At 60.1% G+C, this 22,264-nt stretch carries 17 protein-coding genes; 13 read left to right on the forward strand and 4 right to left on the reverse strand.

The features are described from left to right. Window positions 1-179: 179 nt before the first annotated feature. From AB4O01_RS18000 to choV, 3 genes are all read left to right on the forward strand, one after another. On the forward strand, window positions 180-1,124 hold the full coding sequence (locus tag AB4O01_RS18000; protein WP_007918300.1) for a choline ABC transporter substrate-binding protein: 945 nt from the start codon (window positions 180-182) through the stop codon (window positions 1,122-1,124). Between the two features lie 66 nt (window positions 1,125-1,190). Continuing rightward, window positions 1,191-2,036 (forward strand): choline ABC transporter permease subunit, encoded by an 846-nt coding sequence (gene choW, locus AB4O01_RS18005; protein ID WP_093429887.1) that lies wholly within the window; start codon window positions 1,191-1,193, stop codon window positions 2,034-2,036. After that, complete coding sequence (gene choV / locus AB4O01_RS18010) at window positions 2,033-3,211, forward strand: choline ABC transporter ATP-binding protein (RefSeq protein WP_034153601.1); 1,179 nt, start codon at window positions 2,033-2,035, stop codon at window positions 3,209-3,211. The genes choW and choV overlap by 4 nt, the downstream gene beginning before the upstream one ends. Before the next feature lie 188 nt (window positions 3,212-3,399). On the opposite strand, the gene AB4O01_RS18015 is transcribed toward choV, so the two are convergent. Beyond that, the gene (locus AB4O01_RS18015) at window positions 3,400-5,340 is read right to left on the reverse strand and encodes a BCCT family transporter (protein ID WP_460092282.1); all 1,941 of its coding nucleotides are present in this window, start codon (window positions 5,338-5,340) and stop codon (window positions 3,400-3,402) included. A gap of 486 nt (window positions 5,341-5,826) precedes the next feature. Here AB4O01_RS18015 and betI point away from each other — a divergent pair, with 486 nt between their 5' ends. The 9 genes from betI to yccS all read left to right on the forward strand — a co-directional run bounded on the left by betI (window position 5,827) and on the right by yccS (window position 19,678). Beyond that, on the forward strand, window positions 5,827-6,420 hold the full coding sequence (gene betI / locus AB4O01_RS18020) for a transcriptional regulator BetI (RefSeq protein WP_008085771.1): 594 nt from the start codon (window positions 5,827-5,829) through the stop codon (window positions 6,418-6,420). An 89-nt stretch (window positions 6,421-6,509) separates the two neighbouring features. Further along, window positions 6,510-7,982, forward strand: a complete 1,473-nt coding sequence (gene betB / locus AB4O01_RS18025) for a betaine-aldehyde dehydrogenase (RefSeq protein ID WP_093429885.1) — start codon at window positions 6,510-6,512, stop codon at window positions 7,980-7,982. A gap of 153 nt (window positions 7,983-8,135) precedes the next feature. Beyond that, a complete protein-coding gene (gene betA / locus AB4O01_RS18030; protein ID WP_099757387.1) occupies window positions 8,136-9,839 on the forward strand; it encodes a choline dehydrogenase in 1,704 nt (567 codons plus the stop codon). Between the two features lie 281 nt (window positions 9,840-10,120). Further along, window positions 10,121-11,563, forward strand: a complete 1,443-nt coding sequence (locus AB4O01_RS18035; RefSeq protein ID WP_093429882.1) for a TldD/PmbA family protein — start codon at window positions 10,121-10,123, stop codon at window positions 11,561-11,563. Further along, entirely contained in the window at window positions 11,563-12,900 is a 1,338-nt protein-coding gene (locus AB4O01_RS18040; RefSeq protein ID WP_093429881.1) for a TldD/PmbA family protein, read from the forward strand. The genes AB4O01_RS18035 and AB4O01_RS18040 overlap by 1 nt, the downstream gene beginning before the upstream one ends. Window positions 12,901-13,051: 151 nt before the next feature. Next, window positions 13,052-14,479, forward strand: a complete 1,428-nt coding sequence (gene mdtD / locus AB4O01_RS18045) for a multidrug transporter subunit MdtD (protein ID WP_099757388.1) — start codon at window positions 13,052-13,054, stop codon at window positions 14,477-14,479. Window positions 14,480-14,559: 80 nt separating this feature from the next. Next, complete coding sequence (gene dbpA / locus AB4O01_RS18050) at window positions 14,560-15,945, forward strand: ATP-dependent RNA helicase DbpA (protein WP_093429879.1); 1,386 nt, start codon at window positions 14,560-14,562, stop codon at window positions 15,943-15,945. Between the two features lie 131 nt (window positions 15,946-16,076). Continuing rightward, window positions 16,077-17,255: a BaiN/RdsA family NAD(P)/FAD-dependent oxidoreductase gene (locus tag AB4O01_RS18055; protein ID WP_122842324.1), complete on the forward strand. Its 1,179-nt coding sequence runs from the start codon at window positions 16,077-16,079 to the stop codon at window positions 17,253-17,255. Window positions 17,256-17,485: 230 nt separating this feature from the next. Beyond that, the gene (gene yccS, locus AB4O01_RS18060; protein ID WP_460089140.1) at window positions 17,486-19,678 is read left to right on the forward strand and encodes a YccS family putative transporter; all 2,193 of its coding nucleotides are present in this window, start codon (window positions 17,486-17,488) and stop codon (window positions 19,676-19,678) included. Between the two features lie 121 nt (window positions 19,679-19,799). Here yccS and AB4O01_RS18065 read toward each other — a convergent pair whose 3' ends face one another. After that, window positions 19,800-20,537, reverse strand: a complete 738-nt coding sequence (locus AB4O01_RS18065) for a substrate-binding periplasmic protein (RefSeq protein WP_460089141.1) — start codon at window positions 20,535-20,537, stop codon at window positions 19,800-19,802. 254 nt (window positions 20,538-20,791) lie between these two features. Here AB4O01_RS18065 and AB4O01_RS18070 point away from each other — a divergent pair, with 254 nt between their 5' ends. After that, window positions 20,792-21,244 (forward strand): GNAT family N-acetyltransferase, encoded by a 453-nt coding sequence (locus AB4O01_RS18070; RefSeq protein ID WP_102900062.1) that lies wholly within the window; start codon window positions 20,792-20,794, stop codon window positions 21,242-21,244. Between the two features lie 186 nt (window positions 21,245-21,430). Here the strand turns inward: AB4O01_RS18070 and AB4O01_RS18075 are convergent, their stop codons facing one another. Both AB4O01_RS18075 and AB4O01_RS18080 read right to left on the reverse strand, forming a co-directional pair. After that, on the reverse strand, window positions 21,431-21,727 hold the full coding sequence (locus tag AB4O01_RS18075) for a winged helix-turn-helix domain-containing protein (protein ID WP_460089142.1): 297 nt from the start codon (window positions 21,725-21,727) through the stop codon (window positions 21,431-21,433). Window positions 21,728-21,751: 24 nt separating this feature from the next. Next, entirely contained in the window at window positions 21,752-22,246 is a 495-nt protein-coding gene (locus AB4O01_RS18080) for a M48 metallopeptidase family protein (protein WP_099757394.1), read from the reverse strand. Window positions 22,247-22,264: the final 18 nt, after the last annotated feature.

Below are 22,264 nucleotides of genomic sequence, written 5' to 3' on the forward strand. Positions count from 1 at the left end.
TCCCTGTACTGGATACGACCCCCCCTGTAGGCGTCAGATTTTCACTGGTACATGATCGTTATGACTCGATTGCAAGGCGCCGTGGTAGAGCTGTCTCCAGAACGCCATCCAACCGCAACCTATAAGTGCGGTGGTCCACAGTCGGAACACTGCCAAAAAAAACACCAAGGAGTCCATCCATGAAAGGTTCCCCGTCGTTGTTGTTGGCCGCCATGCTGAGTCTGCCGTTACTGGCGCAAGCTGCAGAACCGGCACAGTGCAGTACCGTTAACTTCTCCGATGTCGGCTGGACCGACATCACCGCTACCACCGCTACCACCTCCGTTGTCCTCAACGCCCTCGGCTACAAGACCAAGACCACCATGATCTCCGTGCCCGTGACCTACAAGTCGCTGGCCGACGGCAAGAACATGGACGTGTTCCTCGGTAACTGGATGCCGACCATGGAAAACGACATCAAGGCCTACCGCGACGCCGGCACCGTAGAAACCGTGCGCACCAACCTCAAGGGCGCCAAGTACACCCTCGCCGTGCCGCAAGCCCTGTATGACAAAGGTCTGCATGACTTCGCCGACATCGCCAAATTCAAGAAAGAACTCGACGGCAAGATCTACGGCATCGAGCCTGGCAATGACGGCAACCGTCTGATCCAGAGCATGATCGACAAGGACGCTTTCGGCCTGAAAACCGCCGGTTTCAAAGTCGTCGAATCGTCGGAAGCGGGCATGCTCTCGCAGGTGGATCGCGCGCAAAAACGCGACACCGCCGTGGTCTTCCTCGGCTGGGCGCCACACCCGATGAACAAGCGCTTCAAGATTCAATACCTGACCGGTGGCGATGATTTCTTCGGCCCCGATTTCGGTGCTGCGACCGTAGCGACCAACACCCGCAAGGGTTACGCCGAGGAATGCAGCAACGTCGGTCAGTTGCTGAAGAACCTGGAGTTCACCGTCGACATGGAAAGCGAACTGATGGGCAACATCCTCGACGACAAGATGAAGCCTGACGCGGCCGCGAAGGCCTGGCTGAAAAAGAATCCACAAGTGCTCGATACCTGGCTCGCTGGCGTGACCACCATTGACGGTAAACCTGGCCTGGAGGCCGTGAAAGCCAAGCTTCAGTAATCGCTTATGCCGGGTGGGTTCGCCCGCCCGGGCTGTTTATTTCCTTGCATGCGGACGTTCACTACCATGCTGATTGATCAGAAAATACCTTTAGGCCAGTACATCGCGGGCTTCGTTGAATGGTTGACGCAACACGGCGCCAACACCTTCGACGCAATCGCCGTGACACTGGAAACGATGATCCACGGCGTGACGTTTGCGCTGACCTGGTTCAACCCACTGGTCTTGATTGGCCTGATCGCACTACTCGCTCACTTCATTCAGCGTAAATGGGGCCTGACTGCGTTCGTCATTGCCTCCTTCCTGCTGATCCTCAATCTGGGGTACTGGCAGGAGACCATGGAAACCCTCGCCCAGGTCATGTTCGCAACCCTGGTCTGCGTGGTCATCGGCGTGCCGTTGGGCATCGTCGCCGCGCACAAACCGATGTTCTACACGGTCATGCGTCCGGTACTCGATCTGATGCAGACCGTACCGACCTTCGTTTACCTCATTCCTACCCTGACCCTCTTCGGGCTGGGTGTGGTGCCAGGCCTGATCTCCACAGTGGTGTTCGCCATCGCTGCGCCGATCCGCCTGACCTACCTGGGCATCCGCGATGTCCCGCAAGAACTGATGGACGCCGGCAAGGCCTTCGGCTGCTCGCGTCGCCAACTGCTCTCACGGATCGAACTGCCGCACGCCATGCCGAGCATCGCGGCCGGCATCACCCAGTGCATCATGCTGTCGTTGTCGATGGTGGTGATCGCGGCACTGGTAGGCGCCGACGGACTCGGCAAACCGGTGGTCAACGCACTGAACACTGCTGATATCGCCCTGGGCTTCGAAGCGGGCCTGGCGATCGTACTGCTGGCGATCATGCTCGACCGTATCTGCAAACAACCCGACGCTAAAGCAGGGGGTGACGCATGAGCATAATTCGCTTCGAAGACGTCGACGTAATCTTCTCCAAAGACCCGCGCGAGGCGCTCAAGCTGCTGGATCAGGGCATGACCCGCAACGAGATCCTGAAGAAGACCGGACAGATCGTCGGCGTGGAAAAAGCCACGCTGGACATCAATAAAGGCGAGATCTGCGTGCTGATGGGCTTGTCCGGCTCGGGCAAGTCGAGCCTGCTGCGCTGCATCAACGGCCTCAACACCGTGAGCCGCGGCAAGCTGTTCGTCGAGCATGAAAACCGCCAAATCGACATCGCCTCCTGCACCCCGGCCGAACTGAAAATGATGCGCACCAAACGCATCGCCATGGTCTTTCAGAAGTTCGCCCTGATGCCTTGGCTAACGGTGCGCGAGAACATCAGTTTCGGTCTGGAAATGCAGGGTCGCCCGGAGAAGGAACGCAAGAAGCTCGTCGACGAGAAACTCGAACTGGTCGGCCTGACCCAATGGCGCAACAAGAAGCCCGACGAACTCTCCGGCGGCATGCAGCAGCGTGTCGGTCTGGCGCGGGCACTGGCGATGGACGCCGACATTCTATTGATGGACGAACCGTTCTCGGCCCTCGACCCGCTGATCCGTCAGGGCCTGCAGGATGAACTGCTGGAACTGCAACGCAAGCTGAGCAAGACCATCGTGTTCGTGAGCCACGACCTCGACGAGGCGCTCAAATTGGGTAGCCGCATCGCGATCATGAAAGACGGCCGGATCATCCAGTACAGCGTGCCGGAAGAGATCGTGCTGAACCCGGCGGACGACTACGTGCGCACTTTCGTTGCGCACACCAATCCGCTCAACGTACTTTGCGGCCGCAGCCTGATGCGCACCCTGGACAAGTGCAAACGCATCAATGGTTCGGTGTGCCTGGATCCGGGCGGCGATTCGTGGCTGGACCTGGCCGAAGGCAACACCATCAAAGGTGCGCGGCAGAATGGTTCGGTGCTGAACCTGCAGAACTGGGCACCAGGCCAAGCGGTGGAAGGCCTGGAGCGCAAGCCGACGCTGGTGGACTCTAATATCGGTATGCGCGATGCGTTGCAGATTCGTTATCAGACCGGCAACAAGCTGGTGCTGCACGATGACAATCATGTGGTGGGGATCTTGGGCGACAGTGAGTTGTATCACGCGTTGCTGGGCAAGAACCTCGGTTAAGGCGGGATAAAAAAAAGGGATCGCGGTGAGCGATCCCTGATCGTTCCCACGCTCTGCGTGGGAATGCAGCCCGGGACGCTCCGCGTCCCACAACAGCGGACGCAGAGCGTCCATTGAGACATTCCCACGCGGAGCATGGGAACGATCATGCAAAAGGGGCTCAATCGAGCCCCTTTTGTTTTAGCGGTTTAGCTATACACCCGGCCAAGGAGCTGCCGATGGCTTTCAAACTGATCGAGCACATCGCGTGTGATCTGATCCTGCGTGAAGCCCATCAGGTCGTAATCCTGGCTGCCGTTGTGCAGGTACACCTCGGCGCGGTAGTAACGCTGGCGCGCTTCATCGGATTGCGCCGATTCGGTCGGGGTCGCCAGATAGCCGTCCAGGCTGACTTCGTAGACGAAAGGGTTGCCCTCTTCCATCTCGACGCGCACGCCCATGCAACGCTTGGATTTACCCAGCAGCGTCTGCACTTCCAGACCCTGCGCACGCATCTGCGCAGCAGCATCTTCCAGCGCCGGGCTGACCTGCTTGTCCATGAAGCGTTGCACCACCGATTGGCTCGGTTGCAGATCCAGTTGCGTCAGACGCTCGCTGAAACCACGACGACCGCGCTCCGCCAGCTGCGCCTGCTCCTGTTCGATCTGCACGTCCTGACGCATGGCCTTGTGCAAGCCGAACATGAAGAACACCAGCACCACCGAGAACGGCAGACCGGCCAGCACCACCATGGTTTGCATGGCTTCGAAGTTACCGGCAAACAGCAGACCGATGGTCACCAGGGTGATCACCACCGACCAGAAGATCCGCAGCCAGTGCGGCGCATCTTCATCGACGTTACCGCCCTTGCAGGACAGATTCGCCATCATCACCGCGCCGGAGTCGGCCGGGGTCAGGAACAGCACGAAGCCAACAAAGATCGACACACCGATAACGACTTTCGACGCCGGGTAGTGCTCAAGCAATTGATAGATCGCCATCGACGGCTGTTCCAGCGCCGTCTTGCCGAGCTCCACCGCGCCATGGTTCATCACCAGGTCCAGTGCCGAGTTACCGAAGATCGACAGCCAGGCCAGGGTGAAGCCCAGCGGAATCAGCAGTACACCCGCCACCAGCTCACGCACGGTACGACCACGGGAAATACGCGCGATGAACATGCCTACGAATGGCGCCCAGGAAATCCACCACGCCCAGTAGAACAGGGTCCACAGGCCCATCCAGCGCTCGGACTTGGCGTTGTCGCCTTCGTACACATAAAGGTCGAAGGTTTTCAGCACGATGCCATTGAGGTAGTCGCCGATGTTCTGCACGAAGCCGTTGAGCAGGTGCAAAGTCGGGCCAAACAACAGCACGAAAATCAGCAGACCGCTGAACAGCACGATGTTCAGGTTGGACAGACGACGGATGCCGTTTTCCACGCCGGACACGGCTGCGATGGTCGCCACGGTGCTCATCACGATGATCACGATCAGCAGGTTGGTGTTGCTGTGTTCCATGCCGAACAGGTTTTCCAGGCCCGAGGACACTTGCAGCGAACCAATCCCCAGGTTGGTCACCAGACCCAGCAGGGTCACGAACATGCCGAAGCCGTCCACCGCGTGACCGGCCGCACCCTTGACCCAACGCTCGCCGACCAGCGGATACAGCGCCGAACGCAGGGCCAGCGGCTGGTTATGACGATAAGCAAAGTACGCCACGGCCAGACCGACCAGTGCGTAGATCGCCCAGCCGTGCAGACCCCAGTGCAGGAAGGTCAGCTGTACCGCCTGGCGCGCGGCCAAGTTGCTGGCCGAAGCGCCTTCCGGCGGGTTGAAGTAGTGATCCAGTGGCTCGGATGCGCCGAAGTACAACAGCGAAATACCGATACCCGACGAGAACAGCATCCCCGCCCAGGCGCCGTAACTGAAATCCGGGGTGTCGTCCTTGCTGCCCAGTTTGAGTTTGCCGTACGAAGAAAACGCCAGGCCCACCACAAACACCAGGTAGGCGGCGATGACCACCATGTAGTACCAGCCGAAGCTGCGCGACAACCAGGCCTGAGCGATACCCAACAGTCTGCCGGCCTCTTGCGGGGCGATAATCAGAATGGCGGTCAACAACAGAATCAGCGCGGTAGAGGTGTAAAACACCCAACCGTTGACCGTCACCTTCTCGGGCGGGGTCTTTATAAGCGAGGCAGAACTCATGGCACAAATGCTCCAGGCAGTGCGAGAGAAGAACACAAGGCAACACGGAACCCGACCAATCGGTTAGTTGGCAGCCGACCGGCGGGTGATATAAAGACACCCCGAAAAAAGCCCGAACCTGCCGAAATGGCGCTGCGAATCGCTTTCGTGGCCGAAGGTGGACGGACGGTCATCCGAAACCTGGCCCTGAGCGTCTTGCCCTTTCAACACGTCCATCGAATCGCGAACCGCGCCATGCCCCACGCAGGTTTCGAGCTTTTTCGGATGTCGGTTTTATCGCCACTTACACGTAGGAAAAAGCTGTAGGCAGCGACGATTTGTCGCAGATCTTATTCTTTGTTGATTGAACGTTCAATCAAAACAAAATAGACTGGCCCTCAATCCGATCGGCGTGATTCGCCGCTCGGAAGGCCTAAGGAGATGTGCAAGATGCCCAAGGTCGGTATGCAACCCATCCGCCGCCAACAACTGATCGAAGCCACATTGCAGGCGGTCGATCAGGTCGGAATGGGGGACGCCAGCATTGCGCTGATCGCCCGTTTGGCCGGTGTCTCGAATGGCATCATCAGTCATTACTTTCAGGACAAGAACGGCCTGATTGCCGCCACGATGCGGTATCTGATGACCGCCCTCAGCGAGAGCGTCACCGCGCGCCGGCAGGCGCTGGCAGATGACAGCCCACGGGCGCATCTGCAGGTGATCATCGAAGGCAACTTCGACGCCAGCCAGGTCAATGGCCCGGCAATGAAAACCTGGCTGGCCTTCTGGGCCACCAGCATGCACCAGCCGTCTTTGCACAGGTTGCAGCGGATCAACGATCACCGTCTGTATTCCAACCTGTGCTGTCAGTTCCGCCGTGTGCTGCCGCTCGAAGATGCGCGCAGCGCAGCGCGGGGGCTGGCAGCGTTGATTGACGGCTTGTGGTTGCGCGGCGCGCTGTCGGGAGACGCTTTCGACACGGCGCAGGCGCAACAGATCGCTTACGAATACATGGATTTCCAATTGGCCAAGAAGGTGAGCTAGAGCACACAGAAAACGCTCGGCCCCTGAACCGCCACCGCAGCCTCACCGCGGTGGTCAACGCCAACCACCAATGCACTTGCGAGGACACTATGGCCCGTTTCGAACTGCAAAAACTTTACATCGATGGCGCGTACTCCGACGCCGGCAGCGATGCCACCTTCGAAGCCATCAACCCGGCTAACGGTGAAGTCCTCGCACAGGTGCAACGTGCGACCAAGGAAGACGTCGAGCGTGCTGTGGTCAGCGCTGAAAAGGGCCAGAAAATCTGGGCCGCGATGACCGCCATGGAGCGTTCGCGCATCCTGCGTCGCGCCGTCGACATCCTGCGCGAGCGCAACGATGAACTGGCCGCGCTGGAAACCCTGGACACCGGTAAATCCTTCTCCGAAACCAAGTACGTCGACATCGTTACCGGTGCTGACGTGCTGGAATACTACGCAGGCCTGGTGCCAGCGATCGAAGGCGAGCAGATCCCGCTGCGCGACACTTCTTTCGTCTACACCCGTCGCGAGCCGCTGGGCGTTGTCGCCGGTATCGGCGCGTGGAACTACCCGATCCAAATCGCGCTGTGGAAATCCGCGCCAGCCTTGGCTGCCGGTAACGCGATGATCTTCAAGCCAAGCGAAGTGACCTCGCTGACCACCCTGAAACTGGCCGAGATCTACACCGAAGCCGGCGTTCCAAACGGTGTGTTCAACGTCCTGACCGGCAGCGGCCGTGAAGTCGGCACCTGGCTGACCGAGCACCCGCGCATCGAAAAAATCTCCTTCACCGGCGGCACCGACACCGGCAAGAAGGTTATGGCCAGCGCTTCGGCTTCGTCGCTGAAAGACGTGACCATGGAACTGGGCGGCAAGTCTCCGCTGATCATCTGCGACGACGCCGATCTCGATCGTGCTGCCGACACCGCGATGATGGCCAACTTCTACAGCTCCGGCCAGGTCTGCACCAACGGCACTCGCGTGTTCGTTCCGGCGCACCTGAAAGCCGCTTTCGAAGCCAAGATCGTTGAGCGCGTTGCACGCATCCGCGTCGGCAACCCGGAAGACGAAAACACCAACTTCGGCCCGCTGGTCAGCTTCGCGCACATGGAAAGCGTGTTGGGTTACATCGCCAAGGGTAAAGAACAAGGCGCCCGCGTCCTGTGCGGCGGCGACCGTCTGACCGACGGCGAATTCGCCAAAGGCGCGTTCGTGGCACCTACCGTGTTCACCGATTGCACCGACGACATGACCATCGTTCGCGAAGAAATCTTTGGCCCAGTGATGGCGATCCTCTCCTACGAGACCGAAGAAGAAGTGATCCGCCGCGCCAACGACACCGACTTCGGTTTGGCCGCCGGTATCGTCACCAAAGACCTGAACCGCGCACACCGCGTGATTCATCAACTGGAAGCCGGTATCTGCTGGATCAACGCCTGGGGCGAGTCCGACGCAAAAATGCCGGTCGGCGGTTACAAGCAGTCGGGTGTTGGCCGTGAGAACGGCATCAGCTCGCTGAACAACTTCACCCGCATCAAATCGGTACAGGTCGAGCTGGGCGATTACGTCTCGGTGTTCTAAGACCCGAGTCTTGTATTGCTCGTGAGGCCGTCTTCGCGAGCAGGCTCGCTCCCACATTGGAACAGTGTCTCCTATGGGAGTGAGCCCGCTCGCGATTCGAGTGCAAAGCACTCGTCAGGCCCGACCTGACCACATCTAAAGAGGGTGCATTCAATGTCCCAAGAATTCGATTACATCATCATCGGTGCCGGCTCGGCCGGTAACACCCTGGCGACCCGTCTGACTGAAGACGAAGGCGTCACCGTTCTGCTGCTCGAAGCTGGCGGTCCGGACTACCGTTTCGACTTCCGCACGCAAATGCCCGCTGCCCTGGCATTCCCGCTGCAAGGTCGTCGCTACAACTGGGCCTACGAAACCGATCCAGAGCCACACATGGACGGTCGCCGCATGGAATGCGGTCGCGGCAAAGGCCTCGGCGGTTCCTCGCTGATCAACGGCATGTGCTACATCCGTGGCAACGCGATGGACTACGACGGCTGGGCGAAACTGCCGGGCCTGGAAAACTGGTCGTACCTCGACTGCCTGCCGTACTTCCGCAAAGCGGAAACCCGCGACATCGGCCCGAACGACTACCACGGTGGCGAAGGCCCGGTCAGCGTGACCACGCCGAAGGCGGGCAACAACCCGCTGTTCCACGCCATGGTCGAAGCCGGTGTACAAGCCGGTTACCCGCGCACCGAAGACCTCAACGGTTACCAGCAGGAAGGCTTCGGCCCGATGGACCGCACCGTGACGCCGAACGGCCGTCGTGCATCCACCGCCCGTGGCTACCTCGACGTCGCCAAGAAGCGTTCGACCCTGACCATCGTCACCCACGCCCTGACCGACAAGATTCTGTTTGAAGGCAAACGTGCGGTCGGCGTGCGTTACCTGGTCGGCGACGCTGAAGAGCGCGTTGAAGCCAAAGCGCGCAAAGAAGTGCTGCTGTGCTCCGGCGCCATCGCTTCGCCGCAGATTCTGCAGCGTTCCGGTGTCGGCCCTGCCGAACTGCTGAAATCCCTAGACATCCCGGTCGTTCACGACCTGCCGGGCGTCGGTGAAAACCTGCAGGATCACCTTGAGCTGTACCTGCAATACGCTTGCACTCAGCCGGTTTCGCTGTACCCGTCGCTGCTCTGGTACAACCAGCCAGCCATCGGTGCCGAGTGGCTGTTCAACGGCACCGGCATCGGCGCCAGCAACCAGTTCGAAGCCGGCGGTTTCATCCGTTCGCGTCCGGAATTCGAATGGCCGAACATCCAGTACCACTTCCTGCCGGTAGCGATTAACTACAACGGCAGCAACGGTGTGAAAGAGCACGGTTTCCAGGCGCACATGGGTTCCATGCGTTCGCCAAGCCGTGGTCGTATCCAGGCCAAGTCGAAAGACCCGCGCCAGCACCCGAGCATCCTGTTCAACTACATGGCCACTGAGCAGGACTGGCAGGAATTCCGCGACGGCATCCGCCTGACCCGTGAAATCATGCAACAGCCGGCGCTGGACGCTTTCCGTGGCCGCGAAATCAGCCCGGGCATCGAAGTGCAAACCGATGAGCAGCTGGACAAGTTCATCCGCGAGCACGCCGAAACTGCGTTCCACCCGTCCTGCTCGTGCAAGATGGGCACCGACGAAATGGCTGTAGTGGATGGCGAAGGTCGCGTGCACGGCATGCAGAGCCTGCGTGTGGTCGATGCCTCGATCATGCCGATCATCACCACTGGCAACCTCAACGCGCCAACGATCATGATCGCCGAGAAAATCGCCGACAAGATCCGTGGCCGCCAGCCGCTGCCGCGTAGCACCGCGCCGTACTACGTCGCGGGCGATGCGCCGGTGAAGGGCAAGCCGATGCGTGATATCACCCCGGCTGCTCAGTAAGACGTAATACCGAGGCGCGGCCTTCGCGAGCAGGCTCGCTCCCACAGTAGATCTCCAGTGAACACAAAATTTGTGAACACCCGGAATCCAATGTGGGAGCGAGCTTGCTCGCGAAGGGGCCCTCACATTCAGCAAAAATTCCCCCGCTACACAGTAAATCCCCCTACACCCCCTCTTCACTTGATCCTACCCCCACGCAGGCCTACTCTAGACCTCGCGCAACCGTTTCACCCCCTCCCCGCCGCTGCTCTACCGCTTCCCCCTGACAAGGAGGTTCCCGAATGTTCGATTTCCACCCCCAGCTCAAGCAGCGCTTCGCTGCCTTGCGCACGGGCGCTGAGTTTTTTTCCCTGCGGTATGTACGCGAGTCCGGGCAATATCTGTCGGTGCGCAAGAATGTCGCCGAGCCGCCGAGCCTGAGACGCGACGAAGGCGCGATGCTCACCGTGCGCGTCAATGGCGTTGAGGCCTACGCGGCGACCAACGACCTCTCGCAACAAGGTCTGCAAGCCGCCCTCGAACGCGCCGAGCAGCAAGCCCGCCGCCTCAAACCGCACGCCTTGCTCGACCTGCGCGATCAGCCGGTGTCCAGCGATCGTGCTGATTACTTTTCACCCAATCTCGACCAAGCCTTCCCGTCCCTGAGCGAATGTTTTGAGCTGCTCGGCGCGGAATCCGCCTCGGTGCCAAAGGATGAGCGCCTGGTGAATTGGGAAGTGAGCATTGGCATTACCCACGTCGAACAGATCTACCTGAGCAGCGCCGGGGCTGAATTGCGCCAAGCGCAGCGCTTCGTCTATCCGGGCCTCGACGTCACCGCTTACGATGGCAACGACAGCCAGACCCGTAGCCTTGGCCGCGAGAATTTCGGCCAACAGGGCGGCGCTGATGTGATCAGCCGCTGCGGTTTGATCGGCGCCGGCCCGCAAGTCGCCGATCAGGCCCTGCAACTGCTGCTTGCGCCGAACACCCCGCAAGGCCCGCGCGATCTGCTGCTGATGCCCGATCAAATGATGCTGCAGATCCACGAATCCATCGGTCACCCGCTGGAACTCGACCGCATCCTCGGTGATGAACGCAATTACGCCGGCACCAGTTTCGTCAAAGCCAGCGACTTCGGCAGCCTGCAATACGGCTCGAAACTGCTCAACGTGACGTTCGACCCGGGCATTCCCGAAGAACTCGCCAGCTATGGCCACGATGACGATGGCAGCAAGGCCAGCAAACAATTCCTGATCCGCGATGGCCTGTTGTTGCGCCCGCTGGGCGGTGCGCTGTCGCAGTTCCGCGCCGGTCTCGATGGCGTTGCCAACAGCCGCGCCTGCGGCTGGAACCGCCCGCCGATAGACCGCATGGCCAACCTCAATATCGAACCGGGCGATCAGCCTCTGAACAAACTGATCGAAGGCATCGAGCACGGCATCCTGATGAGCACCAACCGCTCATGGTCGATCGACGATGCGCGCAACAAATTCCAGTTCGGTTGTGAATGGGGCCAGTTGATCGAAAACGGTGAACTGAAAGGTGTGGTGAAAAACCCGAACTACCGGGCGATTTCCGCGCACTTCTGGAAAAGCCTGCGCGCCGTCGGCGACGCCAACACCGTCAAGGTGCTGGGCACGCCGAACTGCGGCAAGGGCGAACCGAACCAGGTGATCCGCGTCGGCCACGCTTCGCCGGCCTGCGTATTCAGCAACGTTGATGTGTTTGGGGGAGACGCCTGATGAGCATTTCGAAGAGTCAGTCCGACGCCTTCAAGGTCATGGTCAATTGGCTGCGCGACAGCGTGCGCGAGCCGGAACAGTTCACCCTCAGCTATGCCGCAGAATCCTCGGCGTTCGTGCGTTTCAATCACGCCAAGGTGCGTCAGGCCGGGCAAGTGCAGCAGGCCAATATCGTCCTGAAACTGATCAACGACGGTCGCCACGCCGACCTGCAAGTCACCCTGTCCGGTGATCAGGAAGGCGATCTGCAACGCCTCGCCGAAGGCCTGCAACAACTGCGCGAAACCCTGCCGCTGCTGCCGCAGGATCCGTACCTGTTGCTCAACCACAACGGCTGGCAGAGCAAAAATGTGCAGGAGCATCCGCTGCCGGACACCGAACAGGTTGTCGATGAAATCTGCGCTGCCGCTGAAGGTCTGGATCTGGTGGGTTTCTATGCCGCCGGCCCGATCAGCCGTGGTTTCGCCAGTTCTTCAGGCGCATTTGGCTGGCATCAGGCCAACAGCTTCAACTTCGATTTCAGCCTGTTCCACCAGAACGGTGAAGCAGTGAAAGCCAGCTACGCCGGGCATGACTGGAGCAGCGAAGGCTTCGCCAAGCGCTTCGGCCAGGCCCGCGAGCAACTGGAATTTCTCGGCCGACCGCTGCGCACCTTGGCGCCGGGGCAGTACCGCGCGTATCTGGCACCGGCGGCGCTGGAAGAAATCATGGGCATGCTGAGCTGGGGCGGTTTCTCGGCGCAGTCGATCGCCAGTAAGAGCAGCCCGTTGCAAAAGCTGTATGTCGGCGATCAGGCGTTCAGTCCACTGCTGTCGCTGGATGAGAAAGTCAGCGAATCGCTGAGCCCGGCGTTTTCCGGCGAGGGTTATCCGCGCAGTGATTTGCGCCTGATCGTCGAAGGCAAGGCTGGCGATCAACTGGTCGGCTCGCGCAGTGCAGCGGAATATGGCCTGACCGCCAACGGCGCCGGCGGCGGGGAAATGCCGAGTGCGTTGAACATGGCGGCGGGCGATCTGGCGCAAGCAGAGATCCTCAAACAGTTGGGCACCGGGCTGTACATCAGCAACCTGTGGTACCTGAACTTCTCGGATCAACCGGCGGCGCGCATGACCGGCATGACTCGGTTTGCGACCTTCTGGGTCGAGAACGGCGAGATCCAGGCGCCGGTCAGCACCATGCGCTTCGACGACAGCGCTTACAGCCTGCTCGGTTCACAGCTGGAAGCGTTGACCGCCGAGCGTGAGTTGTTGCTTTCTGCGAGTACGTACAGCCAGCGCAATACCTCGTCGGCGTTGCTGCCGGGGGCACTGGTCAGCCGGCTGACCTTGACCCTGTAAACGCAAAACCTGTGGGAGCGAGCCTGCTCGCGAAAGCGGTAGATCAATCGACATCGATGTTGAATGAAATGGCCTCTTCGCGAGCAAGCTCGCTCCCACACTGACCGCGCTCGACAATGGATATGCATTAACTTCAACGACAAGAGGTTCCATGCCCAACCGCCCGCCTCTCGACGCCATCACCGCACGCTGGTTGCCGTGGGTCGTCGCCATTGCGTTCTTCATGCAGTCCCTCGACGGGACCATCCTCAACACCGCCCTGCCGGCCATGGCTCGGGACCTGGCCGAAGACCCGTTGCGCATGCAAGGCGTGATCATCGCCTACATGCTCACCGTGGCCTTGCTGATACCGGCCTCAGGCTGGATCGCCGACCGTTTCGGCACCAAGAAAATCTTCTTCGGCGCGATCTTGTTGTTCAGCTTCGGCTCGCTGCTCTGCGCCTTGTCGAGCAGTCTGAGCATGCTGGTCGGCGCCCGGGTGATTCAGGGCCTGGGCGGTGCGCTGATGCTACCGGTCGGGCGACTCGTCGTACTGCGCGCCTATCCGCGATCCGAACTGGTGCGGATCATGGGCTTCATCACCATCCCCGGCCTGCTCGGTCCGCTGATCGGCCCGACCATGGGCGGCTGGATGGTCGAGTACCTGACGTGGCACTGGATCTTCCTGATCAACCTGCCGGTCGGCGTGATCGGTTGCTACGCCGTGTGGAAATTCATTCCCGACCTGCGCGGCACCGAGCGCACGCGTTTCGATAGCCTGGGTTTCCTGCTGTTCGGCGCGGCGATGATCCTGATCACCATCGCCATGGAAGGCCTTGGCGAACTGCACTTGCCGCATCTGCGGGTGATGTTGCTGCTGTTCGCCGGTCTGGCGTGTCTGGCGGCGTACTGGTTGCGCGCCGGGCACATCGAAAACCCGCTGTTCGCGCCATCGCTGTTCAAGACCCGCACGTTTGCCGTCGGCATTCTCGGAAACCTGTTCGCCCGCCTGGGCAGCGGCGCATTGCCATTTCTGGTGCCGTTGCTGCTGCAAGTGGCGCTGGGCTATTCACCGTCGCAAGCGGGGATGAGCATGCTGCCACTGGCGGCGGCGGCGATGTTTGCCAAATGGATGGCGCGACCGCTGATTGAGCGGCTCGGTTATCGCATCGTGCTCACCGGCAACACCCTGGCACTGGGGATCATGCTGGCGAGCATGGGCCTGGTCAGCGAGCAGACGCCGTATTGGTTGTTGCTGTGCCTGCTGGCAGTGCTGGGCGCGATCAACTCGCTGCAATTTACGGCGATGAACACCGTGACGCTGATTGATCTCGACGATGCCAGCGCCAGCAGTGGCAACAGCTTGCTCTCGGTGGTGGCGCAGTTGTCATTGAGTCTGGGCGTTGCCTGCGCCGGCGCGTTGCTCGGCGGGTTTACCGCAGAGATCGGTAACGATGGCGTGGAGACCGTGCTCGGCGCGTTCCAGCTGACCTTCGTCACCGTCGGCATCATGGCCATGCTCGCTGCGACGATCTTCTCGCAACTGTCGAAGGAAGACGGCCGCCGCGCCAAACGTCCGGAAGAACACATCGAACATTAACCACTGTTCGTCCAGAACTTTCGAAGAAAGTGGCACGGGGCTGCTACACTGCGCGACATTTTGTTTTGCAGGCCAGTCCCGTGACCACCATCGCCACCGCTTTTAATACTCTGCCGCTGTCCGCCGCCATGCTGGCTAACCTCGAATCCCTCGGTTATGCCCAGATGACGCCGATCCAGGCGCAGAGCTTGCCGGTGATCCTCAAGGGGATGGACCTGATCGCTCAGGCCAAGACCGGCAGCGGCAAGACCGCCGCGTTCGGCATCGGCCTGCTCAACCCGATCAACCCGCGCTACTTCGGTTGCCAGGCACTGGTGATCTGCCCGACGCGCGAGCTGGCCGACCAGGTTGCCAAGGAAGTCCGTCGTCTGGCCCGTGCCGAAGACAACATCAAAGTCCTGACCCTGTGCGGCGGCGTGTCGTTCGGCCCGCAAATCGCTTCGCTGGAGCACGGCGCGCACATCATCGTCGGCACCCCGGGGCGTATTCAGCAGCACCTGCGCAAGGGTTCGCTGGTCCTCGACGGCCTGAACACTTTGATCCTCGACGAAGCCGACCGCATGCTCGACATGGGCTTCTACGACGCCATCGAAGACATCATCGTCAAAACCCCGGAGCGCCGTCAGACCCTGCTGTTCTCTGCGACTTACCCGGTGGGCATCAAGCAACTGGCGTCGAAGTTCATGCGTGATCCGCAAACGGTGAAAGCCGAAGCGTTCCACGATGACACGCAGATCGAGCAGCGTTTCTACGAGATTTCCCCGGAAGATCGTATGAGCGTGGTGACCAAAGTCCTGCACCACTTCCGTCCGGCGTCCTGCGTGGCGTTCTGCTTCACCAAGCAGCAAGTGCAGGAAACCGTCGATCACCTGACCGCCAAAGGCATTTCCGCCGTCGGCCTGCATGGCGATCTGGAACAGCGTGACCGCGATCAGGTGCTGGCGATGTTCGCCAACCGCAGTACGTCGGTACTGGTTGCCACCGACGTCGCCGCCCGTGGTCTGGACATCGATGCACTGGACATGGTGATCAACGTCGAACTGGCGCGCGATTCGGAAATCCACATTCACCGCGTTGGCCGTACCGGTCGTGCTGGCGAAAAAGGCATCGCGATCAGCCTGGTTGCTCCGGGCGAAGCGCACCGCGCGCAAGCCATCGAACAACTGCAGAAATCACCGCTGAACTGGGATCAGGTCGATAACCTCAAGTCCCAGGGCCTCGCCCCGCTGCAACCGCCGATGACCACCCTGTGCATCGGTGCTGGCCGTAAAGACAAAGTGCGTCCGGGCGACATTCTTGGCGCACTGACTGGCGATGCCGGCATTCCCGGTGCGCAGGTTGGCAAGATCGCGATCTTCGATTTCCAGGCCTATGTGGCTGTTGACCGCACTGTGGCCATGCAGGCCTTGCAGCGTCTGAACGACGGCAAGATCAAAGGCCGTTCGCTGCGCGTCCGCATCCTCTGACCTGATCGTTCCCACGCTCTGCGTGGGAATGCATCCCGTGACGCTCCGCGTCACATAACAACGGACGCAGAGCGTCCATGGCGGCGTTCCCACGCAGAGCGTGGGAACGATCATTGTGTGAGGACACCGTTTTGCGCTCTACCGAAGTCGTGATCATTGGCGCAGGCGCCGCTGGGTTGATGTGTGCACTGACCGCCGCCGGGCGTGGGCGTCAGGTGTTGCTGCTCGACCACGCGAACAAGGCCGGCAAGAAAATCCTGATGTCGGGCGGTGGCCGCTGCAATTTCACCAACATGTACACCGAGCCGAGCAATTTCCTCTCGCAGAACCCACACTTCTGCAAATCCGCGCTGGCGCGCTATACCCAGTGGGATTTCATCGGCATGGTCGGCAAACACGCCGTGCCGTACCACGAGAAGAAACTCGGCCAGTTGTTCTGCGATAACAAATCCAGCGACATCCTCGAAATGCTCCTGACCGAGTGCGATCAGGTCGGCGTCGAGTTGCATCTGGACACCTCGATCCAGACCATCGAGAAGGTCGAAAGCGGTTACCTGCTCGACACCACACTGGGCCAGATCCAGTGCCAGTCGCTGGTGATCGCCACCGGCGGTCTGTCGATCCCGACGCTGGGCGCCACCGGTTTCGGTTATCAAGTGGCCAAACAGTTCGGCCATGAACTGCTGCCGACCCGCGCCGGTCTGGTGCCGTTCACCATCACCGATCAACTCAAGGAACTGTGCACCGAGCTGTCCGGCACTTCGGTGGATTGTCTGGTCAGCTGCAACGATCAGAGCTTTCGCGAGAACATCCTCTTCACTCACCGTGGCCTCAGCGGCCCGGCGATTTTGCAGATTTCCTCGTTCTGGGAATCCGGCGACACGGTTGAGATCAACCTGCTGCCGGATCACGACGCGGCGAGCTGGTTGCAGCAGCAAGTGGCCGAGCGTCCGAACAGTGAATTGAAAACCCTGCTCGGTGAAATCTTCACCAAGAAGATGGCCAATCTGTTGGCGGATAACTGGTTCGTGTCCAAACCGATGAAGCAGTACACCCACGCGGAACTGGCGGAAATCGCCGACAAGCTCGGCAGCTGGAAAGTCGTGCCAGCGGGGACTGAGGGTTATCGCACGGCCGAAGTGACCCTCGGCGGTGTCGACACTCGCGAAGTCTCCTCCAAGACCATGGAATCGCTGAAAAGCCCCGGCCTGTATTTCATCGGTGAAGTCCTCGACGTCACTGGCCACTTGGGCGGTTTCAACTTCCAGTGGGCCTGGGCCTCGGGCTACGCCGCCGCGCAGTACGCTTAACTCAAGGCCAAATACAAAACCCTGTGGGAGTGAGCCTGCTCGCGATAGCGGTGAATCAGTCGATGAATGCATTGGCTGACACACCGCTATCGCGAGCAGGCTCACTCCTACAGTTGTTATGTGTGATGCAGTAAGGAACACTTTTTGCTGTCAGATGTGATCGGCGCCATTGCGTCGGCGTCATTACTGGCTCAATTTAGCGGCATCGCCTCGGAAGGCCCTCGCACTTCATGTCCTCGACCTCGTTTCGTCAGTCTTTGCGGCGCCTGTGGGCGCTGGATAAATTCAGCTACAGCGTGCGGGTGTTCATCGCCCTGACCGGCAGCATGGCGCTGTGTTGGTATCAGGATGAAATGGGCCTGCTGATCCCGTTGTTCCTGGGGATTATCGCCAGCGCCCTGGCCGAAACCGACGACAGTTGGCAGGGCCGCCTCAACGCCCTCGCCGTGACACTGGTGTGTTTCAGCATCGCCGCGCTGTCGGTCGAATTACTCTTCCCCTACCCCATCGTGTTTGCCATTGCTTTGGCGCTGGCCAGTTTCGGCCTGACCATGCTCGGTGCGCTCGGCGAGCGCTATGGCGCGATTGCTTCGGCGACGTTGATTCTGTCGGTCTACACGATGATCGGCGTTGATCAGCGCGGCGGTGCGGTCACCGATTTCTGGCACGAACCGATGCTGCTGGTCGCCGGTGCCGCGTGGTACGGCTTGCTCTCGGTGTTGTGGCAGGCGCTGTTTTCCAACCAGCCGGTGCAACAAAGTCTGGCGCGCTTGTTCCGTGAGCTGGGCTTTTACCTGAAGCTGAAATCTTCGCTGTTCGAGCCGATCCGGCAGATGGACGTCGAAGCCCGGCGGCTGGAACTGGCCCAGCAAAACGGTCGCGTGGTGGCGGCGCTGAACAGTGCCAAGGAAATCATCCTGCACCGCGTCGGCAATGGCCGCCCCGGCTCGAAAGTCAGCCGTTATCTGAAGCTGTACTTCCTCGCTCAGGACATCCACGAACGCGCGAGTTCTTCGCACTATCCGTACAACGCACTGGCCGAAGCGTTCTTCCACAGCGACGTGCTGTTCCGCTGCCAACGCCTGTTGCGCCAGCAAGGCAAGGCCTGCCGCGCTCTGGCCGAATCGATCCAGATGCGTCAGCCTTTTATTTATGACGCGAGTTTCGCCGAAGCGCTGGGCGACCTCGACGCCTCCCTTGAACACCTGCGCATCCAGAGCAATCCGGCCTGGCGCGGATTGCTGCGCTCACTGCGCGCCCTGGCGGCCAACCTCGGCACCCTCGACCGTTTGCTCAGCGACGCGAGCAACCCCGACGCCTTGGCCGATGCGACTGACAGCAGCCTGCTCGACCGCTCGCCGCGCAACCTCAAAGACGTCTGGGTGCGCCTGCGCACGCAACTGACGCCGACGTCTCTGCTGTTCCGGCATGCCCTGCGCCTGCCATTGGCGCTGAGTATCGGTTACGGCATGGTGCATTTGATTCACCCGTCGCAGGGTTACTGGATCATCCTCACCACGCTGTTCGTCTGCCAGCCGAACTACGGCGCGACGCGGCGCAAACTCGGTCAGCGGATTTTCGGCACCGCCATCGGCCTGACCGTGGCGTGGGCATTGTTCGATCTGTTCCCGAGTCCGTTGGTGCAGTCGTGCTTTGCCATCGCTGCCGGCGTGGTGTTCTTTACCAACCGCACCACCCGCTACACCCTGGCGACAGCGGCGATCACCATCATGGTGTTGTTCTGCTTCAACCAGGTCGGTGACGGTTACGGACTGTTCCTGCCACGGTTGTTCGATACCTTGCTCGGCAGCCTGATTGCCGGCCTGACGGTGTTCCTGTTCCTGCCGGACTGGCAGGGCCGACGCCTGAACAAAGTGCTGGCCAACACTCTGACCTGCAACAGCATCTACCTGCGCCAGATCATGCAGCAATACGCCGCCGGCAAGAGCGACGATCTCGCCTATCGGCTGGCCCGCCGCAACGCGCACAACGCCGATGCGGCGCTGTCGACAACGCTGGCGAACATGCTCATGGAGCCGGGGCATTTCCGTAAGGAAGCCGATGTCGGATTCCGCTTTCTGGTGCTGTCGCACACGTTGTTGAGTTATCTGTCAGGGCTGGGTGCACACCGCGAGACGCAGTTGCCGGCGGATGTGCGCGAGCATTTGATTGATGGCGCCGGGGTGAAACTGGCGACGAGTATTGATGAAATCGCCCAAGGGCTGGCCAACAAGCAGCCGGTGGCGATTCAGAGTGATGAAGAAGAAGCGCTGGCCAATGAGCTGGAGCAGATGGCCGATGAGATCGATGAGGGGCAGCGGTTGGTGCAGACGCAACTGGCGTTGATCTGCCGGCAGTTGGGGCCGTTGAGGACGTTGGCGGCACATCTGATCAAGGACACCAGTGAGGTAAGCGCTGGCTGACAAGACGCCTTCGCGAGCAGGCTCGCTCCCACATGTGTTCTGTGTCGTTCACAAATCCAATGTGGGAGCGAGCTTGCTCGCGAAGAGGCCATCAGCCACACAAAAAATTCTGGATCAGCCCTCACATGCCATGCTGCCTCAACAACTTGTCATAACTCCCATCCGCCCTCATCGCCGCAATCGCCTTATCAAACCCCGCGACAATCTGCTCATGCTGCGGATTCTTCAGGCTCACCAATATATGCAGGCTGTTCTCACTCAACGGCTTGGGTAAAAACTCCACCGAATTGCGCACCTTGGCGGATTCCCGCGCCAGGTAATACTTCGCCACATACTCATCTTCCAGCGTCAGCTTGACCCGATCCGCCGCGAGCATGCGCACGGCCATGGCGAAGTTATGCACAGGGACTTTCTGCAACGCCGTGTCGGCATCGAACGGCGCCGAATAGGCGTAGCCGCGCACCACCGCAATCGGATAGGTGTGCAGTTGCTGCAGATTGGAATAGTCGAGTGGCGTGTCTTTGCGCTTGAGAAAGCGGATGCGGTTGAGCAGGTATTCCCCGGAAAATTGCCCGAGCTTGGTCCGCTCGTCGTTGTACCAGGCGTTGACCAGCACATCGTAACGGCCCTCCCCCACGCCAAGCAGCGCCCGTGCCCACGGCACCTGCTCGTAACCGCTGGCGTAACCGGCTCTGGACAGCGCGGTGCTGACAATGTCGGTGGCCAGGCCGCCGTTGACCAGCGTGTCGTCGGTAAAGGGTGGCCAGATATCAAACACCAGCCGCAGCTTATCCGCTGCAGCGGTCTGAGCCAGCAAGAGCAATCCGATCAAAGCAAAGGCTCGATGCAAACGCGGCATGCTTGAAATCCTTAGCGGGCAAGTTGCCCAGCATGTTTTCAGCCAAAACCCCAAGGCCCCTTACCGGCAAAACCCAGGCCCTAACATTAGCTCATTGCAGCCAATGCACAGGGCTCTCCAGCAGATTACACAAAGTCACCGAGGCTGCGAGAAAGGAATGATGGCATTTTGACCTTTGTCACAGACTCTTACGCCATACAGACATCTTTGCCACAGGCGCTTAGTATCGGGCGACACGTTCAAGGAATCGGCAAATGACAATCGAATGGGTCTGCAAACATCACAGTGATCTGGGCAAGGAACAGCTATACGCGCTGCTGAAGCTGCGCTCTGACGTGTTCGTCGTCGAGCAGAAATGCGCCTATCCGGACCTCGATGGCCAGGATCTGGAAGGCGACACCTACCATCTGATGGGGTGGGAGGATGACCAGTTGATGGCGTACCTGCGCCTGCTGGATCCGGAATCCCAGGGGGGTGACGTGGTGATCGGCCGCGTGATTACCGCACCGCAAGGGCGCGGCAAAGGGCTGGGGCACGAAATGATGGAGCAAGCACTGAAACAGGCCGAGAAGCATTGGCCGCAGGTGCCGATCTATCTGTCGGCGCAGGCGCATTTGCAGGGGTATTACGGTCGGTACGGGTTTGTTGTGGCGGGTGAAGAGTATCTGGAGGATGACATTCCACACATTGGGATGCGTCGTTCCTGAAGAGCCCCTCACCCTAGCCCTCTCCCGGAGGGAGAGGGGACTGACCTTATTGTCTTGCGGCAGACATCGACCTGAAAAACCGAGTCGATTATGGATTCAGAGGAATTCGCTCAAGTCGGCGTACTTCTCCAATATCCCCCAATCGGCTCCCTCTCCCTCTGGGAGAGGGCTGGGGTGAGGGGCTTTTCAGGGATATCCCAGAACTGCCTTGATCTGCCGCAAATTACGCTCGATCCACCCACGATCAATCGCCCCCCACTCACGAATCCGATAGCGCCCGGCGTGATTACGCGCGCCCTCTTCCTGCTCAAATTCACAGACGATATCCAGATCCGCCAACGCGGCAATCGTGTCCTGCGCCGTGCGCCGGGGCATGCCGGTCACTTCGGTCAGCGTCGGCACACTCGGCGCCAGACGGCTGTCGATCAGGTACGCCACATACAAGCGGCGGTAGAAACTGCTTTTGGTCTTGCTGACGTCCATCCCCACCTTCCTGGTTGCGTACGGTTAAGCCTGCATATCGCGCCACGTCAGGTACACACGCAGATCAAACTCGACCTGGTGATACCCCGGCAGCATGTGCTCGCACAATTTATAGAACGCCTTGTTGTGATCCGACTCTTTGAAGTGCGCCAGTTCATGCACCACGATCATTTTCAGAAAGTCCGGCGCGGCGTCTTTGAACAACGAGGCGATACGAATCTCTTTCTTGGCCTTGAGCTTGCCGCCCTGCACCCGTGAAACCGTGGTGTGCAGACCCAGAGCGCGGTGGGTCAGGTCGAGGCGGTTGTCGAACAGCACCTTGTCGATGGCCGGGGCGTTGCGCAGGTACTCCTGCTTCAGGTCCAGCGCGTAGCTGTACAAAGCCTTGTCGCTCTGCACGTCGTGTCGCCCTGAATAGCGTTGATTCAGGTAATCACCCAGACGCCCTTCGGCAATCAGTTGGCGCACCTGATCCTGTAATTGCGCGGGATAGGCCTGGAGGTACTTCAACACAGTCATGGACGAGCGACACGGTTC

The sequence above is a fragment of the Pseudomonas sp. S2_E02 genome (assembly GCF_054668355.1).

Bases quoted from the DNA above. Each gene is read 5' to 3' on its own strand.
- betB (WP_093429885.1), top strand. From the start codon at position 6,510: ATGGCCCGTTTCGAACTGCAAAAACTTTACATCGATGGCGCGTACTCC.
- AB4O01_RS18065 (WP_460089141.1), bottom strand. From the start codon at position 20,537: ATGCCGCGTTTGCATCGAGCCTTTGCTTTGATCGGATTGCTCTTGCTG.
- choW (WP_093429887.1), top strand. From the start codon at position 1,191: ATGCTGATTGATCAGAAAATACCTTTAGGCCAGTACATCGCGGGCTTC.
- betA (WP_099757387.1), top strand. From the start codon at position 8,136: ATGTCCCAAGAATTCGATTACATCATCATCGGTGCCGGCTCGGCCGGT.
- mdtD (WP_099757388.1), top strand. From the start codon at position 13,052: ATGCCCAACCGCCCGCCTCTCGACGCCATCACCGCACGCTGGTTGCCG.
- choV (WP_034153601.1), top strand. From the start codon at position 2,033: ATGAGCATAATTCGCTTCGAAGACGTCGACGTAATCTTCTCCAAAGAC.
- betI (WP_008085771.1), top strand. From the start codon at position 5,827: ATGCCCAAGGTCGGTATGCAACCCATCCGCCGCCAACAACTGATCGAA.
- AB4O01_RS18000 (WP_007918300.1), top strand. From the start codon at position 180: ATGAAAGGTTCCCCGTCGTTGTTGTTGGCCGCCATGCTGAGTCTGCCG.
- yccS (WP_460089140.1), top strand. From the start codon at position 17,486: ATGTCCTCGACCTCGTTTCGTCAGTCTTTGCGGCGCCTGTGGGCGCTG.
- AB4O01_RS18040 (WP_093429881.1), top strand. From the start codon at position 11,563: ATGAGCATTTCGAAGAGTCAGTCCGACGCCTTCAAGGTCATGGTCAAT.
- AB4O01_RS18080 (WP_099757394.1), bottom strand. From the start codon at position 22,246: ATGACTGTGTTGAAGTACCTCCAGGCCTATCCCGCGCAATTACAGGAT.
- AB4O01_RS18075 (WP_460089142.1), bottom strand. From the start codon at position 21,727: ATGGACGTCAGCAAGACCAAAAGCAGTTTCTACCGCCGCTTGTATGTG.
- AB4O01_RS18070 (WP_102900062.1), top strand. From the start codon at position 20,792: ATGACAATCGAATGGGTCTGCAAACATCACAGTGATCTGGGCAAGGAA.
- AB4O01_RS18035 (WP_093429882.1), top strand. From the start codon at position 10,121: ATGTTCGATTTCCACCCCCAGCTCAAGCAGCGCTTCGCTGCCTTGCGC.